The 14644-nt window shown below is 70.9% G+C and carries 13 protein-coding genes and 1 pseudogene; 9 read left to right on the top strand and 5 right to left on the bottom strand.

All coding sequences use genetic code 11. The features are described from left to right. Positions 1-11: 11 nt before the first annotated feature. Positions 12-431, bottom strand: a complete 420-nt coding sequence (locus ACZ5CR_RS01095) for a DUF7144 family membrane protein (protein WP_468852316.1) — start codon at positions 429-431, stop codon at positions 12-14. 189 nt (positions 432-620) lie between these two features. Here ACZ5CR_RS01095 and ACZ5CR_RS01100 point away from each other — a divergent pair, with 189 nt between their 5' ends. After that, positions 621-2036, top strand: a complete 1416-nt coding sequence (locus ACZ5CR_RS01100) for an MFS transporter (protein WP_468852317.1) — start codon at positions 621-623, stop codon at positions 2034-2036. Between the two features lie 49 nt (positions 2037-2085). Here the strand turns inward: ACZ5CR_RS01100 and ACZ5CR_RS01105 are convergent, their stop codons facing one another. The 4 genes from ACZ5CR_RS01105 to ACZ5CR_RS01120 all read right to left on the bottom strand — a co-directional run bounded on the left by ACZ5CR_RS01105 (position 2086) and on the right by ACZ5CR_RS01120 (position 6475). Further along, positions 2086-2529 (bottom strand): RDD family protein, encoded by a 444-nt coding sequence (locus ACZ5CR_RS01105; RefSeq protein ID WP_468852319.1) that lies wholly within the window; start codon positions 2527-2529, stop codon positions 2086-2088. Beyond that, complete coding sequence (locus ACZ5CR_RS01110) at positions 2526-3170, bottom strand: hypothetical protein (protein WP_468852320.1); 645 nt, start codon at positions 3168-3170, stop codon at positions 2526-2528. The genes ACZ5CR_RS01105 and ACZ5CR_RS01110 overlap by 4 nt, the downstream gene beginning before the upstream one ends. A gap of 74 nt (positions 3171-3244) precedes the next feature. Next, positions 3245-4093, bottom strand: a complete 849-nt coding sequence (locus ACZ5CR_RS01115; protein WP_468852322.1) for a universal stress protein — start codon at positions 4091-4093, stop codon at positions 3245-3247. Between the two features lie 30 nt (positions 4094-4123). Continuing rightward, positions 4124-6475, bottom strand: coding sequence for a phosphoketolase family protein (locus ACZ5CR_RS01120; protein WP_468852324.1), 2352 nt, complete (start codon positions 6473-6475; stop codon positions 4124-4126). A gap of 621 nt (positions 6476-7096) precedes the next feature. Here ACZ5CR_RS01120 and ACZ5CR_RS01125 point away from each other — a divergent pair. The 8 genes and pseudogenes from ACZ5CR_RS01125 (at position 7097) to ACZ5CR_RS01160 (ending at position 14587) form a co-directional block, all read left to right on the top strand. Further along, a complete protein-coding gene (locus ACZ5CR_RS01125) occupies positions 7097-7621 on the top strand; it encodes a flavodoxin domain-containing protein (protein ID WP_468852326.1) in 525 nt (174 codons plus the stop codon). A gap of 481 nt (positions 7622-8102) precedes the next feature. Continuing rightward, positions 8103-9533: an extracellular catalytic domain type 1 short-chain-length polyhydroxyalkanoate depolymerase gene (locus ACZ5CR_RS01130; RefSeq protein ID WP_468852328.1), complete on the top strand. Its 1431-nt coding sequence runs from the start codon at positions 8103-8105 to the stop codon at positions 9531-9533. Between the two features lie 321 nt (positions 9534-9854). Then, a pseudogene (locus ACZ5CR_RS01135) lies at positions 9855-9995 on the top strand (tannase/feruloyl esterase family alpha/beta hydrolase); the annotation flags it as partial. Positions 9996-10359: 364 nt separating this feature from the next. Continuing rightward, the gene (locus ACZ5CR_RS01140) at positions 10360-11883 is read left to right on the top strand and encodes an ATP-binding protein (RefSeq protein WP_468852964.1); all 1524 of its coding nucleotides are present in this window, start codon (positions 10360-10362) and stop codon (positions 11881-11883) included. After that, positions 11880-12326: a roadblock/LC7 domain-containing protein gene (locus ACZ5CR_RS01145; RefSeq protein WP_468852330.1), complete on the top strand. Its 447-nt coding sequence runs from the start codon at positions 11880-11882 to the stop codon at positions 12324-12326. Before ACZ5CR_RS01140 ends, ACZ5CR_RS01145 begins: the two co-directional genes overlap by 4 nt. After that, positions 12323-12685 carry a DUF742 domain-containing protein gene (locus tag ACZ5CR_RS01150; RefSeq protein ID WP_389906032.1) on the top strand — a complete coding sequence of 121 codons (363 nt, stop codon included), beginning with the start codon at positions 12323-12325 and terminating at the stop codon, positions 12683-12685. Before ACZ5CR_RS01145 ends, ACZ5CR_RS01150 begins: the two co-directional genes overlap by 4 nt. Then, the gene (locus ACZ5CR_RS01155) at positions 12663-13289 is read left to right on the top strand and encodes a GTP-binding protein (RefSeq protein ID WP_468852333.1); all 627 of its coding nucleotides are present in this window, start codon (positions 12663-12665) and stop codon (positions 13287-13289) included. The genes ACZ5CR_RS01150 and ACZ5CR_RS01155 overlap by 23 nt, the downstream gene beginning before the upstream one ends. Beyond that, a complete protein-coding gene (locus ACZ5CR_RS01160; RefSeq protein ID WP_468852335.1) occupies positions 13286-14587 on the top strand; it encodes a cytochrome P450 in 1302 nt (433 codons plus the stop codon). Before ACZ5CR_RS01155 ends, ACZ5CR_RS01160 begins: the two co-directional genes overlap by 4 nt. Positions 14588-14644 lie beyond the last annotated feature (57 nt).

The following is a 14644-nucleotide window of genomic DNA, read 5'->3' on the forward strand; positions in this document are numbered from 1 at the left end:
GGGCACCTCGGCTAGTAGACGGAGTCCTTCTCCACCACGCACAGGGCCCAGATGATGAACCCGTCCATGGCGATCAGGGTGATGGACCAGACGGGGTGGTACGGGAGGGACAGGAAGCTGGCGATGATCATCAGCGAGGTGATGACGACACCCGTGATCCTGGCCCACTTCGCGGCGACGAACAGGCCGAAACTGACGGCCACCGCGATCGTGCCGATGACGATGTGGATCCAGCCCCAGCTCGTCAGGTCGAACTGGAAGACGTAGTTGGGCGTGTTGACGAAGATGTTGTCGTTGAGGACGGCCATGAGACCCCGGCAGAAGTCCATGGATCCGGAGAGGAACAACAGCACCGCCGCGAAGATGGTCAGCCCGGAGGCCGCCGTCTGCCTGGCGCCTGGGGTGTGGTGCTGGGTGGTCGAGGTGGCCATGACAGGACCTCCGTACTCGACGAGGGTGCCGGTTGCACCGCTGTGCCCTGAGTGTTGCCCCCGACCGGTACCCCCGGTCGTCACCCTCCGAGGGTGACGCCGCAGGACAGATCGCCCAGGAGGCTGGCCGTCGTCCGGCCCGCGAACCGAGCGTCGTCCGGGCCGTGACCCGCGAACGGAGGCGAGGCAATGACCGTGCCATCCACCCCAGACGGAACAGACGCCCGGCAGGTGAAGCGCCCTTGGCAGCGTCAGGTGCTCGCGCCGCTGGCCCTCGCCCAGTTCATCTGCAGTTTCGCGGGCTCGAACATGAATGTGATGATCAAGGACATCAGCAATGACCTGGACACCACGGTCCAGGGCGTGCAGACCGCGATCACGATTTTCCTGCTTGTCATGGCGGCGCTGATGATTCCGGGCGGCATCCTGACCGACCGTTACGGCCGCAAACGCTGCCTCCTCATCGGTCTGACCGTGTACGGGATCGGCGCCCTGATCAGTGCGGCGGCACCCGGCCTCGGCGTTCTCATCCTGGGCAACTCGATTCTCGAAGGCATCGGTACGGCGCTGCTCATCCCGCCCGTCTACATCCTCACCACCCTCCTGTTCACGAGCATGGCCGACCGCGCCCGCGCCTTCGGGGCGATCATGGCGATGGGCGGCATCGGCGCCGCCGCGGGGCCGCTGATCGGAGGGCTCATCACGTCGGCCATCAGCTGGCGGGCGTCCTTCGTCTTCCAGGCCCTGGTGATCGCGGTGATCATCGTGCTGACCCGCCGCATCGACGACCCGCTCCCGCCGGACCCCTCCCGTGACTTCGACACCGGTGGCGCGGTGCTGTCCGCGACCGGACTGATCCTCGTCGTCATGGGGATCCTCGCAGCCGACAACAACCTCTGGCTGATGGGCGGTCTCCTGCTGGCCGGTGTCCTGGTGCTGGTGGGCTTCTTCCGCTGGGTGAGGGCGAAGGAACGGGCCGGGGCCCAACCGCTGCTGCGAACCGAGCTGTTCCACAACCGCACGTCCAACCTGGGCATGATCACCCAGCACGTCCAGTGGCTGATACTCATGGGGGTGTCGTTCGTGGTGGCCGCGTATCTGCAGGTCGTCCGCGGGTACGACGCGATCGACACCGGCCTGATCTTCAGCGCGTCCACGCTGGGCCTGCTCGTGTCCTCGCTCGGCGCCCAGCGCTTCGCGAAGCGGCGTGAGCAACGCACGCTCGTGATGGCCGGGTTCGCCGCGACGGTCTGCGGCATCGGTGTGCTGCTCGCCCTGGCTCACGGTTCACCGAACGTCTGGACCTTCGTCCCAGGGCTGCTGCTGATCGGCCTTGGCATGGGAGTGATGCTGACACCCTCGGTCAACGTGGTGCAGTCGAGCTTCTCCGAGGACCAGCAGGGCGAGATATCCGGTCTGTCGCGCAGCGTGTCGAACCTCGGTTCCTCGTTGGGCACCGCGATCGCCGGCACCATCCTTGTCGCGAACCCGGCGGTGGGACCGTACGCGGTGGCGCTGGTGGTGCTCGGCGTCATCGGGCTCGGCGGGCTCGGTGCCGCCGCGAAGCTGCCCCGCCGGGTCCCGGCCCCCACCCGGCACGGGTGAAAACGGCGCGAGGGAGGGGGGAACGCGTGGACGGCATCGCTGGACGGGGTCAACGCCGGTCGTACCGCACGGTACTGACGACCACCAGGTCCTGGACCGACGCGCGGTGTTTGCTGAGCGGTATCCAGAACAGGCCCAGCGGGACCGTCACGCTCAGGGCGGCACGCACCAATGAGCGCGGCAGCCCGAGAAGTCGGCCCGCGTGGTCGGTGACGCGCAGCCCCATCAGCCAGTCTCCCGCCGTGCCCCCGACCACGGCCCAGGAACCGCCGAGGTACAGGACGGCGAGAGTCCATGCCAAGGTGCCGGAGAGCCAGCCGGAGAGTTCGGGGAACCGGAACGGGGGCCCCACGACGAGCAGTCGCGCGATTCCGGCGCTGACCTGGACCGTGAAGCCGATGACCGTCAGGATCAGGGCGTCGAGCAGCGCCGCGATGCCGCGCGAGACGATCCCGGCAGTCTCGGGCGCGGGACCGCCCTCCGGCACGGTCACCGGGCACGCCCGGGCGGCGGACCGGCCCCGTTGTCCTGAGACGGCGCCGCACGCCTGAGGAGCCGGTCGCTGAACCGGTTGACGCTCCGGTCCCCGCGCTTCCCGAGGCGGCGGACCGCGTCGGCGGTCTCCGCCGCCATCCCGCCCCCGGTGTCGCGCACGATCCGCCCGACATCGATCTCGGACAGCACGTCACGGGTGATGCCCACCAGATCGATCCGCACGATCACCGCGTCGGTGTCGACCCGGTTGGCGACCTGATTGACGTCGATCCGGTCGGCGACCCGGTTGACGTCCACCCGCTCGGCGACGCGGTTCACGTCGACGCGGTCGGCGACGGTCTCCACGTCCACCCGGTCGGTGACCCGTCGTATGTCGATGCGTTCGGCGACGCGGTTCACGTCGACGCGGTCGGCGATCGTCTCCACGTCCACCCGGTCGGCCACCCGCTGTACATCGACCCGATCCGCGATGCGGTTCACGTCGACGCGGGACACGATGTCGTCCAGATCGATGCGGTCGAGAACCACTGCGGTCAGCGTACGGATCACCGCGCCCGCCGCCTCATCCACGATGCCGAGCACACCCCGCGCCCGGCGGGTGACGAATGCCACCGGGCTCCACACCTTTTCATCAGCCATCTGGTGAGCGCAGCGGTAACCGGCCGTCCTGGCATCCTCCGCCGCGGGTGAGTCGCCCGCGGCGGGGTGATCCCTCAGTAGTGCGGGACGACGACGACCGGGCATTTCGCTTGGTGGATCACTGCGTGCGTGGTCCTCCCGAGGCGTGGCCCCACAGGCACACGACGGCCGATGACCAGCAGGCTGGCGGTCGAGGCCGCCTTGACCAGGTGGTGGCCCGCGAGACCGTGTACGAGCTGGTCGGATACCTGCGTACCGGGGAACTTGCGCCGCCAGGGGGCGAGTTCGGCCGTGAGGCGTTGCGTCTTCTCCGGCATGGGGTCGATGGCGTCGGCGGAAGGGATCAGCGGGGCGGTCCAGATGTGCACGACATGGAGCGGTGCCTGGCGGGACGCCGCCGCGTCGAAGGCGTACTCAAGAAGTTCGTCGCCACCATGGGCGAGGTCGAGACCGAGCACGACCGGATGATCCGGGCCCACCGTCGGGCCCCGGTCCTCGGGGTGGCCCGACGCCCGTACGAGAGCGACGGGACAGGAGGCGCGCGCGGCGACGGCCAGTGCGACCGAGCCGACCAGGGCGCTGGTGATGGCGCCGGAGCCGCGTGAGCCGAGGACGAGCAGAGCCGAATGTCCGGCCGCCGCCAACAGCGCCCCCACCGGTGATCCGGTGACCTGTTCGTCGAGGATCCCCAGGGTGGGGTGTTCGCGCGAGAGCTGCAGGACGGCACGGCCGAGTGCGCCGCTCTCGCGCCCGGACGGGACGTCGATCTCCGGCAGCCGGGTGCGGTCAGCGGGCGGGTCGCCGGCGTGGACGAGGTGGAGGGGCAGGTCACGTCGCAGTGCTTCGTGGGCCGCCCAGGCGGCGGCGTCCAGGCTCTCGTGTGAGCCGTCGACGCCGGCGGTGATGGTCTGTTGCGTGGGCATGGCGCCCACCTCCGTGGTGTGGTCGGGGCATCAGCCGGTCCAGGTCCAGTCGGTGACCTCGGGGAGGTCGGTGCCGTGGGCGCGGATCCAAGTGTGGTGGCGGGAGCGGGTGTCGGCCATGGCCTGGCGGACGGAAGCGGCGCGGACGGCGAGATGGGGGACCTGGTCGATGACGTCCATCACGAGGCGGTACCGGTCGAGGTCGTTGCGTACGACCATGTCGAACGGCGTGGTGGTGGTGCCCGACTCCTTGTAGCCGCGTACGTGCAGATTGCCGTGCCCGGTGCGGCGGTACGCGAGGCGGTGGATCAGCCAGGGATAGCCGTGGTACGCGAAGATCACCGGTTTGTCGGTGGTGAAGAGAGCGTCGTACTCGGCATCGGGCATGCCGTGCGGATGCTCCTCGTGGGGGAGCAGCCGGGTCATGTCGACGACGTTGACCACACGGACGGCGAGTTCGGGCAGCTGCTCGCGCAACAGACCGGCCGCGGCCAGGACTTCCTGCGTGGGCACATCGCCCGCGCAGGCGAGCACCACGTCGGGCTCGCGCCCGCCGTCCTCGGATCCGGCCCACTGCCAGATACCGGCGCCGCGCGCGCAGTGGACGCGCGCCTCGTCCAGGGAGAGCCAGTCGAAGCAGGGCTGCTTGCCGGCGACGACGACGTTCACGTAGTCGCGGCTGTGCAGGACGTGCTCGGCCACGGAGAGCAGGGTGTTGGCGTCCGGCGGCAGATAGACGCGGACGACCTCCGGGCTCTTGTTCAGTACGTGATCCACGAACCCGGGGTCCTGGTGCGAGAAACCGTTGTTGTCCTGGCGCCAGACGTGCGAGGTGAGCAGATAGTTGAGGGACGGCACGGGTGCGCGCCACGGCAGCGATCGCGAGGTCCCCAGCCACTTGATGTGCTGGTTGACCATCGAGTCGACGATGTGGACGAACGCCTCGTAGCTGGAGAACAGGCCGTGGCGGCCGGTGAGGGTGTAACCCTCCAGCCAGCCCTGGCAGAGATGTTCGGAGAGGACTTCCGTGACCCGCCCGTCCCTGGAGAGGTGCTCGTCGGTATCGAGGATCTGTGCCTGCCAGGCCTTGCCCGTGACGCCGTACAGCGCGTCGAGGCGGTTGGACGCGGTCTCGTCCGGGCCCACGACCCGGAAGTCCCTGCGCTCGGACGTGTCCGCCATGATCCGGGCGAGCAGACCGCCCAGGACCCGCGTGGGCTCGTGCAGGGTCGTGCCCGGCTTGTCGACGGGGACGGCGAAGTGTTCGAGGGGCTCCATGGGCAGATCACGCGTGAGGAGCCCGCCGTTGGCGTGCGGGTTCGCGCCGAGCCGCCGAAGGCCCTTGGGGACGCAGTCGAGGACCTGCGCGCAGGGGCGGCCGTGCTCGTCGAAGAGCTCCTGGGGCCGGTAGGAGCGCAGCCAGGCCTCCAACTGCGCCAGGTGGTGGGGGTCTTCACGTACGCGAGCGAGCGGCACCTGGTGCGAACGCCAGGTGCCCTCGACCGGCTCCCCCTCCACCGTCGCAGGACCGGTCCAGCCCTTGGGGGTGCGCAGCACGATCACGGGCCAGCGCGCCCGGCCGTGCGCGCTGCCGCCACGGGCGGCGCGCTGGATCGCGGAGATGCGCTCCAGGGCCTGGTCCATGGCCTTGGCCAGCGACTGGTGCACCTTGCGCGGGTCGTCGCCGCTCACGTGCAGCGGCTCGTGGCCGTACCCCTTGAGCAGGGAGTCCAGCTCGGCCTCCGGAATCCGGGAGAGCACGGTCGGGTTGGCGATCTTGTAACCGTTGAGGTGGAGGATCGGCAGGACCGCGCCGTCGTGGGCGGGATCGAGGAACTTGTTGGAGTGCCAGGAGGCCGCCAGCGGTCCCGTCTCCGCCTCGCCGTCGCCGATGACACACGCGACGAGCAGGCCGGGGTGGTCGAAAGCGGCTCCGTAGGCGTGCGCGAGGGAGTAGCCGAGCTCGCCGCCCTCGTGGATCGAGCCGGGCGTCTCCGGTGACACATGGCTCGGCACGCCGCCGGGGAACGAGAACTGGCGGAAGAGCTTCGCCATGCCCGCCGCGTCCCTGGTGACGTCGGGATACGTCTCGCTGTACGAGCCCTCCAGCCAGGAGTTGGCGAGCACGGCAGGACCGCCGTGCCCAGGGCCCCACACGCACAGCGCGTCCAGGTCGTGCTCTTTGACGACGCGGTTGAGATGCGTGTGGATGAGGTTGAGGCCGGGCGAGGTGCCCCAGTGGCCGAGGAGGCGCGGCTTGATGTGTTCGGGTCGCAGCGGTTCGGTCAGCAGAGGATTGCTCATCAGGTAGATCTGACCGGCGGCCAGATAGTTCGCCGCGCGCCAGTGGGCGTCGAGGGCTGCCGTTCGTACGAGTGCCACGGTGCCTCCTGCGTCAGGGTGTTCGGAGGTGTTGCGTGAGCGGTCCGGCGCGCACGGGCGGGGCCGTGTCCCGGCGGGGGACGTGCTTCGGACGGTTCCACCGAGGAGGCCGGCCGGGGAGGGGCGAACCGGCCGCGGTGGGTGGAGGCGGAGCGTGTCGCCGTACCGGCATACCGAGGTACCCGGCGCATCGCCGCCCACACCCCGTCGGCGTCCGCTCGTGGAGAGTGGCCACAGTGGCCGACAGACGCCTGTTCGACGTTGTCGACCCCCTCTATGGTGGCGGATGCCCTAGACCTCGGCGTTCTACCGTTTCATGTCGATTTCAACCGACAGTGGGGGAGCCGGGGTGTCGCGTCCTGGGGAGCACCTGCGGACAGCCGCGGGCGGCAGCAGACCGTCCGGCCCGGCGTCCATGCCTCACGTCGCGGCCACAACGCCTCGCCCGGCACGCGCCCATGGCGTCTGCCCGCCGGTGCGAGGACGGCGGCCTTTCCCGGTCCGGAGAGCATCCTGGATGTTCCGAAATCCCCGTGCGGCTCCCGGGAAAGGCCGTACCACCGTCCCAAGTCACCGCCCTGGAACTGGCGCGTGCCCACGTCACCGAAGAGGAGCTATGGAATGAACATCCTGGTCGGCTACACCGGGGTGCACGGCTCTACCCATGGCATCGCGGAGCGCCTCGCGACCCGGCTCGCGGAGGGCGGGCACGTCACGGTCGTCGTCCCGTTGGCCGCGGAGCAGAAGACGGGGGGCTACGACGCTTTTGTGCTCGGCAGCGCGGTGCATCACGGGGCCTGGCTCGGGCAGGCCACCGACTTCATCCGCAGCCACCCCAGTACCTTGGCCACGCATCCGACCTGGCTGTACAGCGTCAGCGTGCCGCCCCACGCGGGACACTGGCCCGTCCGCCGCAGCGTCGAGCCCCGTCAACTGGCCGGGATCCGCTCTCTCATCCGCCCCTGGGAGCACCAGATGCTGGCCGGAGCGGTCTACCGCGATCACGTCCCGGGGTGGCGGCACCTGGCCTTCCGGGCACGCGGCGGACGGTACGGAGACCACCGGGACTGGAAGGCCGTCGACAACTGGGCGGAGCGCATCCACAAGGGGCTCGCCAGCGCCGACGCCTCCGACACCGGCCGGTGACCCCGCGGAACACGGCAGGTCGGCGCGGACGACCGGGCTCGCCCGGATCCACGGGACACGGCGAGCTCGCGGATCCCTCCCTGGGCGGCACGCGCAGCCTGTTGGAGGCCGTTCTGCGGGAACTCAACCAGAACCTGCACGGCTGCCGGGCCAGGACGCCGCTAGTAGCACGGACAGGGCCGCGCGACAACAGGTCTGACACCAGCGGCAGTTGACGGAGTTGTGGCGCTCGTCGCCATTCTGTCCAGGTTGTGGTGGCTCCTACGGTTGCCGGCACCCCGGCGTCCCGGCCCGCAGCAGGAGTGGACGGCCTCCGGGGTCGCGTGATCCGCCCCGGAGACCGCGTCGCCCTCCGTCGGGAGCCGCCATGCCGTCGTACGAGAGACGTTTGAGTCCGCAGGAGTCCGAAGGGCCGCCTTCCCGGGCGAAGGCGAAGGTGAAGGCGAAGGGAAGAGGGCGCTGGCGCCGGGCCCTGGGGCGTGTGACCGCCGTCGTGGGCCTGGTCGTGGCCGGAGCGGTGATCGCGCCGTCGACCGCCGCACAGGCGGCGCCGAAAGCCCTCGCCCTGGAGAAGGTCGCCGACTTCGGTGCCGATCCGGGCAGCCTGAACATGTACGTGTACCGGCCGACCACCCTGTCGGCCCGCCCCGCGGTGGTGGTGGCCATGCACGGCTGCAGCCAGAGCGCGCAGCTGTACGCCGACAACGCGGGCCTGGTGAAATTCGCCGACCAGCACGGATTCCTGCTCGTCTTCCCGGAGCAGACGTCCGCCAACAACAGCAGCAAGTGCTTCAACTGGTTCCAGCCGGGCGACACCCGGCGCGGGCAGGGCGAGGCCGCGTCGATCCGTCAGATGGTGGCGCACGCCGGTTCCGCGTACGGTGCCGATCCGGAACGGGCATACGTCACCGGTCTGTCGGCCGGTGGCGCCATGACGTCGGTGATGCTCGCCGCCTACCCGGACGTGTTCAAGGCGGGCGCCGTGGTCGCGGGCCTCCCGTACGACTGCGCGGACGACGTCCTCTCGGCGTACAGCTGCATGAGTCCCGGCGTCGACCGCACCCCATCGGCCTGGGCGCAGGGCGTCCGTGAGGCCAACCCCGGCTACGGCGGCCCCTGGCCGCGGGTGGCGATCTGGCAGGGCGACAACGACCCCACCGTCGCCAAGAGGAACGCCGACGAACTGCGCGACCAGTGGACGGCCGTCAACGGCCTGGACCAGAGTCCGGACCGCACCTCCACCATCGGCCCCGACTCGACCCGCAGGGAGCAGTACCTCGGGACGGACGGGTCCGTCGCCGTAGAAGTCGACCGCGTTCCCTCCATCGGCCACGGAACCCCCGTCGACCCGGGAACAGGCGCACAGGAGTGCGGCGCCACCGGAACGGCGAACTTCATCGACTCCATCTGCTCCAGCTACTGGATCACCGGCTTCTTCGGCCTGGACGGTTCCGACCCCGACCCCGGCGGCCTGCCCGCCCCCAAGGGCCTGACCGCGATCGGCGCGACCGACACGTCCGTCACCCTGAACTGGAACAGCGTCGACGGCGCCGCGTCGTACGCCGTGTACAGGGACGGCACCCGTGTCGCCACGCCGCCAGGCCCTCCGTTCACGGACAGCGGCCTCAGCTCCGGCGGCAGCCACACGTACAGCGTGGCCGCCCGCGACACGGTCGGCACGGAAGGCATGCGGTCGGCCCAGGTCACCGCCTCCACCACGGGCTCCGCCGCCAGGTGCTGGACCGCGAACAACTACCAGCAGGTCCAGGCGGGCCGGGCCACCACCAGCGGCGGCCATGCTTACGCCAAGGGCTCGAACCAGCACATGGGCCTCTACAACACCGCCGTCACGCACACCCTCAAGGAGTCGCCAATCGGCCACTACGTCATTGCCGACGGCACCTGCCCCTGACGAATCCCCACAGCACCTGACAGCGGTGGCGCCGGACCCTGGCCCCGCCACCGCCGCTCCTCCACGCAGCCGCCGTACGCGTTCACATCCACCGGAGGTACCACCCGCGCCCGCCACAGATCCGCCCCGGCCCCGGCCCCGCGGAGTCCGCCCCACTCGGTCACTCCGCAGCACCCTCGCCCTGACGGCGCTGCTCGTCACGCTGATCACGGTCCCGGCGGCAGCCGAACAGCCCGGCGCGGGTCAGGGTGGCACGGCGCGTCGTCGGCGAGGCTGAAGGTCCCCGGCGCCGAACGTCAGGAGAGCTCCTGGCTGGACGGGCCGGGCGACGCGATCGCCGAATGGAACGAACGCGTCACTCAACTCACCCGCGCCGCCCGGACAGTGGTAGCGCAGCGATACCACCGGGCTCCCGCGCGCACGCTGGCCACCGGCATGTCCAACGGCGGGTACCTGGTGCGCGGCGCTGGAGACCTGGCTCGACCGGGGTGAACGGCCGCCGCCAAGCCGCACCGTGCCGCGTCCGGACGTGGCCGACCCGGCGGCGCTGCTCGCCCGGTGCCCCCTTTCCGGACGGTGAGTTCGGACAGCGATTTCGAACAAGTCCCGGCAGGGCGATGCGTGCCGGAAGGTCGGCTTCCGCGACGGGAAGCCAAAAGGCACGAGTTAACCTAAGATCGCCACGCTCCCCATTCGTAAGGGAGTTCGGTGCGCTCGGGGAGGATTCGTTCGTTGTGCTGAAGGTGTGCAGGGTCGCCGGGGCGCGTGCGCCGTGGTGAGCCGTCTCAAGCGCGGTTCCGTGGGCCGCGAGGCCGTGGTCTGGCTGATGGCGGTGGTCCTGGCGGCCGCGGGTGCGGTGCTCGCCGCACTGGACGCGGCGGCCGAGTGGCGGCGGGTCCTGGCCGGAGGCGGCGCCGCGGTCGCGGTGCTGCTGCTCGCCTGGGTGTTCGTGCTGATCCGGCAGTTGTCCGCGGAGCGGGCCGACCGGGCCGGGCAGGAGCGTCTTGCCGCGGTCCGCCAGGCCGAAGTGGAGCACCTGGCCGGTGTGAGACTCCCGGCCATCGCGGAGCGGGTGCGCGCCGGGCAGCGCCTGGAGGGTGTGCCGGGCCCGTTGGCGCCGCCGGGGGACACCGGTGAGGAATTCGCGCGGGCGCTTGCCGCCGTGTCCGCGGCCCTCGGATCGGACGAGGCGGTGCGCCGCGAACGCGGCCTGCGGGACTCGGTGCAGGCCGCCTTCGAGTCCGTCGCACGCACCATGCACGCGATGGCCACCGTGCAGCAGCAGGTCCTCGACCGGGTCGAGCGCTCCATCGACGACCCGCACCTCATGGCCGAGGTGATGAAGGCCGACCACGCGGCCGCACAGATGACCCGCAAGGCCCAGACGCTCCTTGTCATGTGCGGGATCTGGCCCGCACGCAGGGAGACCCGGCCGGTCTCGCTGTACGACTGCGTACGTGGCGCACAGTCGCGGATCGTGGAGTACAGCCGGATCGAGGTGCACGGCGGACAGACGCTGTACGCCGTGCCGCCCGCGGTGGAGGGGCTGATGCACGCCATCGCCGAACTCCTGGAGAACGCCACGGTGTTCTCGCCCTCACGCTCCCACGTCGTCGTCACCATCCGCGAGGTGGGCGCCGGAGCGGTCCTGGAGATCGACGACGCCGGACTCGGAATGCCGCCGGACGTGCTGCACCGCGCGATGGGCCAGCTCCGCGACGACCAGGATCTGGCCCGCCTGGGCGCGGTGCCCCGCCTCGGCCTCGCCTGCGTGGGCCGCTGGAGCCGGGAGCTCGGTTTCAACGTGGAGCTGAGCGGTGCCTCGGCCTACGGCGGCACGCGTGCGGTGACGTTCGTACCGTTCCGGCTGCTGACCGAACCTCCCTCGCGCCTCACGGGATCCCATCGGGTGAGCGCCCAGGTGGCGCCGCCGCAGCGGATCGCCGAGCCCGCTCCCGCGCAATCGCACGAGCAGCTTGAGCGGCACGACCCCGCCGAGCACGACGAGTTGCACATCCGGGCCGCAGCCGCTCCGAGCGCGCCGCCCGAGAGCGAGACGGCGGTAGGCCTGCCCCGGCGGCGCAACCGCCGCCACGCCGCCCCGGGAGCGACCCGCCCGCCGACGCCGGAGCGCCGGCAGGCACCCACGTCCGCACTCGCGACCCCCTGGACGCCGGAGGCGGCGCGCGCGTCGATCGCCAGCGTGGTGTCCGGTTCGCTGCGCGGTCGCGCGGCCCTGAACGCGGACCAGTCCGCGGCGCAGGAGGCGAACAGGCAGGCGGAGCCACCGCCGACCGCTGCACCGTCCCAATCTCCCACCCCTGACGAGCATGACGGAGGCCGGCAGTGACCGGAATAATCAACCCCCTTCCCGACCTGGGCTGGATGCTCCGCCCGCTGATCGAGATCCCCGGGGTCCGGCACAGCGTGGTGGTCTCCGAGGACGGGCTGCGACTCGGGCACGCGTCCGCGGAGAACCTCTCCGGCCCCGTGGCCGACCTGAGCGTCGCCGAAGCCGAGTCCCTCTCCGCGGCCTGCGCGGCGATGACCATGACCGGCAGGTCCACGACCGCGCTGCTCTACGGTCCGGGCGCCGACGTACGACAGTTGATGCTGGAGACCGACCACGGGTTCGTGCTGTTCACCCACGCCGGTGTGGGCGCGCACCTGGGAGTCGCCACTGACCTGAACGCCGATGTCGGCCTGGTGGCCCAGCAGATGCAGCTGCTCGTGGTGAAGATCGGCTCGCACCTGAGCAGCCTGCCGCGGGATCCGGCCGCTTCGGCGTCATGACGACCCCGCGGCCGGAGGAGCCGACGGCCTCGGCGATCCGCCCGTACGTGATCACTCGCGGACGGGCGGCATCCGACACCGAGGCCCTGGCCTGGGAGTCCCTGGTGATGGCGACGGACGCGGCGTTCCCCGCGTCGCTCCAGCCCGAGCACCAGGTCATCCTGGCGCACTGTCAGGGACTCCTCTCGGTGGCCGAGGTGGCCGCCCACATCGGCCAGCCCCCCTCGGTCGTGCAGGCGTTGCTCTGCGATCTCCTCGAATGGGGACTCATCGTGACGCGCCCGCCCGTGCCTCCGGCCGAACACACCGATGTGACCATGCTCAGAAAGGTCCTCCATGGTCTCGAAAGCCGCCTCTGACGCGCCGTCCGAGGCCCCGCAGCCAGCCGGCTCCGGGAAGTACCTCACCTCCAGCGTCGTGGGCGCCGCCAAGATCCTGGTCGTCGGACCGCTCGGGGTCGGCAAGACCACCCTGATCGGCACCGTCTCGGAGATCAAACCCCTGTCCACCGAGGCCGTCATGACCCAGGCGGGCGCCCGGGTCGACACCGTCGTGACCGGCGGCAAGACGACCACGACCGTCGCCCTGGACTTCGGCCGGATGACCATCGACGGTGATCTGGTCCTCTACCTGTTCGGCACCCCCGGCCAGCAGCGGTTCCTGCCCGCGTGGCGGGACCTGGCCAAGGGCTCGCTCGGAGCCCTTGCCCTGGTGGACACGCGTGACCTGGAGGCGTCCTTCGACGCGCTGGGCAACCTGGAGGACCTCGGACTGCCCTTCGCGGTGGCCGTCAACGTCTTTCCCGGAAGCCCCCTGCACAGCGTGGACGACCTGCGCGCCGCCCTCGACCTGCTCCCCGGCACCCCCGTGGTGACCTGCGACGCACGCGACCCCGCGTCCTCGGTGCGGGCCCTGATCGCCCTCGTCAGCCACCTCATCCACATCGCCACGGAGACCTCATGACCTCGCCCTACGCGGCGGACGGGCCGCCCGACCGCTGCCCGGTCACCGGAGCCGCGGCCCCGGTCACCGCGCTGTACGGACCCGACCTCGACGGCGACGCGTTGCCCGCCCTGTACGAGCAACTGCGCGGCGACCACGGACCGGTGGCACCCGTCTCCATCGCCCCGGGCGTCGACGCCTGGCTGGTCATCGGCCACCGTGAGATGCTGCAACTGACCCGCGACGAGCAGGACTTCTCGCACGACCCGCGCCGCTGGAGCCTGCTGCGGGAGGGCCGGGTGCCCGCCGACTCGCCGATCCTGCCCATGGTCGGCTGGCGGCCCGCCCTGCTGTTCGCCGACGGACAGCAGCACCGCCGGATGCGCGCCGCCGTCTCCGCCGCCCTCGCCGGGATCAACGGCCACGAACTGCGGCGCTCCGTGCGGGCCACGGCCGAGGAGGTGATCGTCTCGTTCGCCGGACGCAGCGAGGCCGACCTGGTGGCCGACTACGCGCGCAAGCTGCCGATGCGCGTCATCACCACGCTGCTCGGCCTCGACGACGAGACCGGCCGCCATCTGGTGGAGGCCCTCGCCGGAACGGCCGCCGCCACCGGCGGCTCCGCGGACGCCAGCAAGCGGATGGGCGCGATCCTGCTCCAGCTGATCGAGGAGAAGCGGCGCCACCGCGGCAACGATGTCACCTCCGCACTGCTGCACCACCCCGCCCAACTCACCGACGAAGAGGTCCTGCACAACCTCGTGGTCATGTTCGTCGCGGGCAACCAGACCTCCGTCAACTGGATCGCCACCACCCTGCGCATCCTGCTCTGCGACCCGCAGTTCCGCTCTTCACTGACCGGCGGCCACCTCAGCGTGGACGACGCGCTCGACCTGGTCCTGTGGCGCTTCCCGCCCACGCAGAACTTCCCCGCCCGCTACGCCACCCGCGACATGACCTTCGGCGGACAGCACATCCGCACCGGCGACATGCTCATCCTCGGTCTGGCCGGAGCCAACGCGGACCCGCAGATCCTCCCCGACGACGGCTCACCGGTCGTGGGCAACCGCTCCCACCTGGCCTTCGGCGCGGGCCCGCACATCTGCCCGGCCCAGGACCCGGCCAGGCTCATCACCCGTACCGCCGTGGACACGATCCGCCACCGGCTGCCCGACCTGGAGCTGGCCATCCCGCAGAGCGAACTGCAGTGGATGAAGTCGCCCTGGAGCAAGGGCCTTGCCGCGCTGCCGGTCCGCTTCACCGCCCCTGTCCTGCCCCAGCACCCCGCCCACTCGCCGGAGCCCCAGCCCGTGCTGTGACCGGACACACCGTCAGCCCCCGCAGCCCCGAGCCGCAGCCGACCCGCCCCTCGACCA

It is taken from the genome of Streptomyces sp. NPDC031274 (assembly GCF_055570235.1).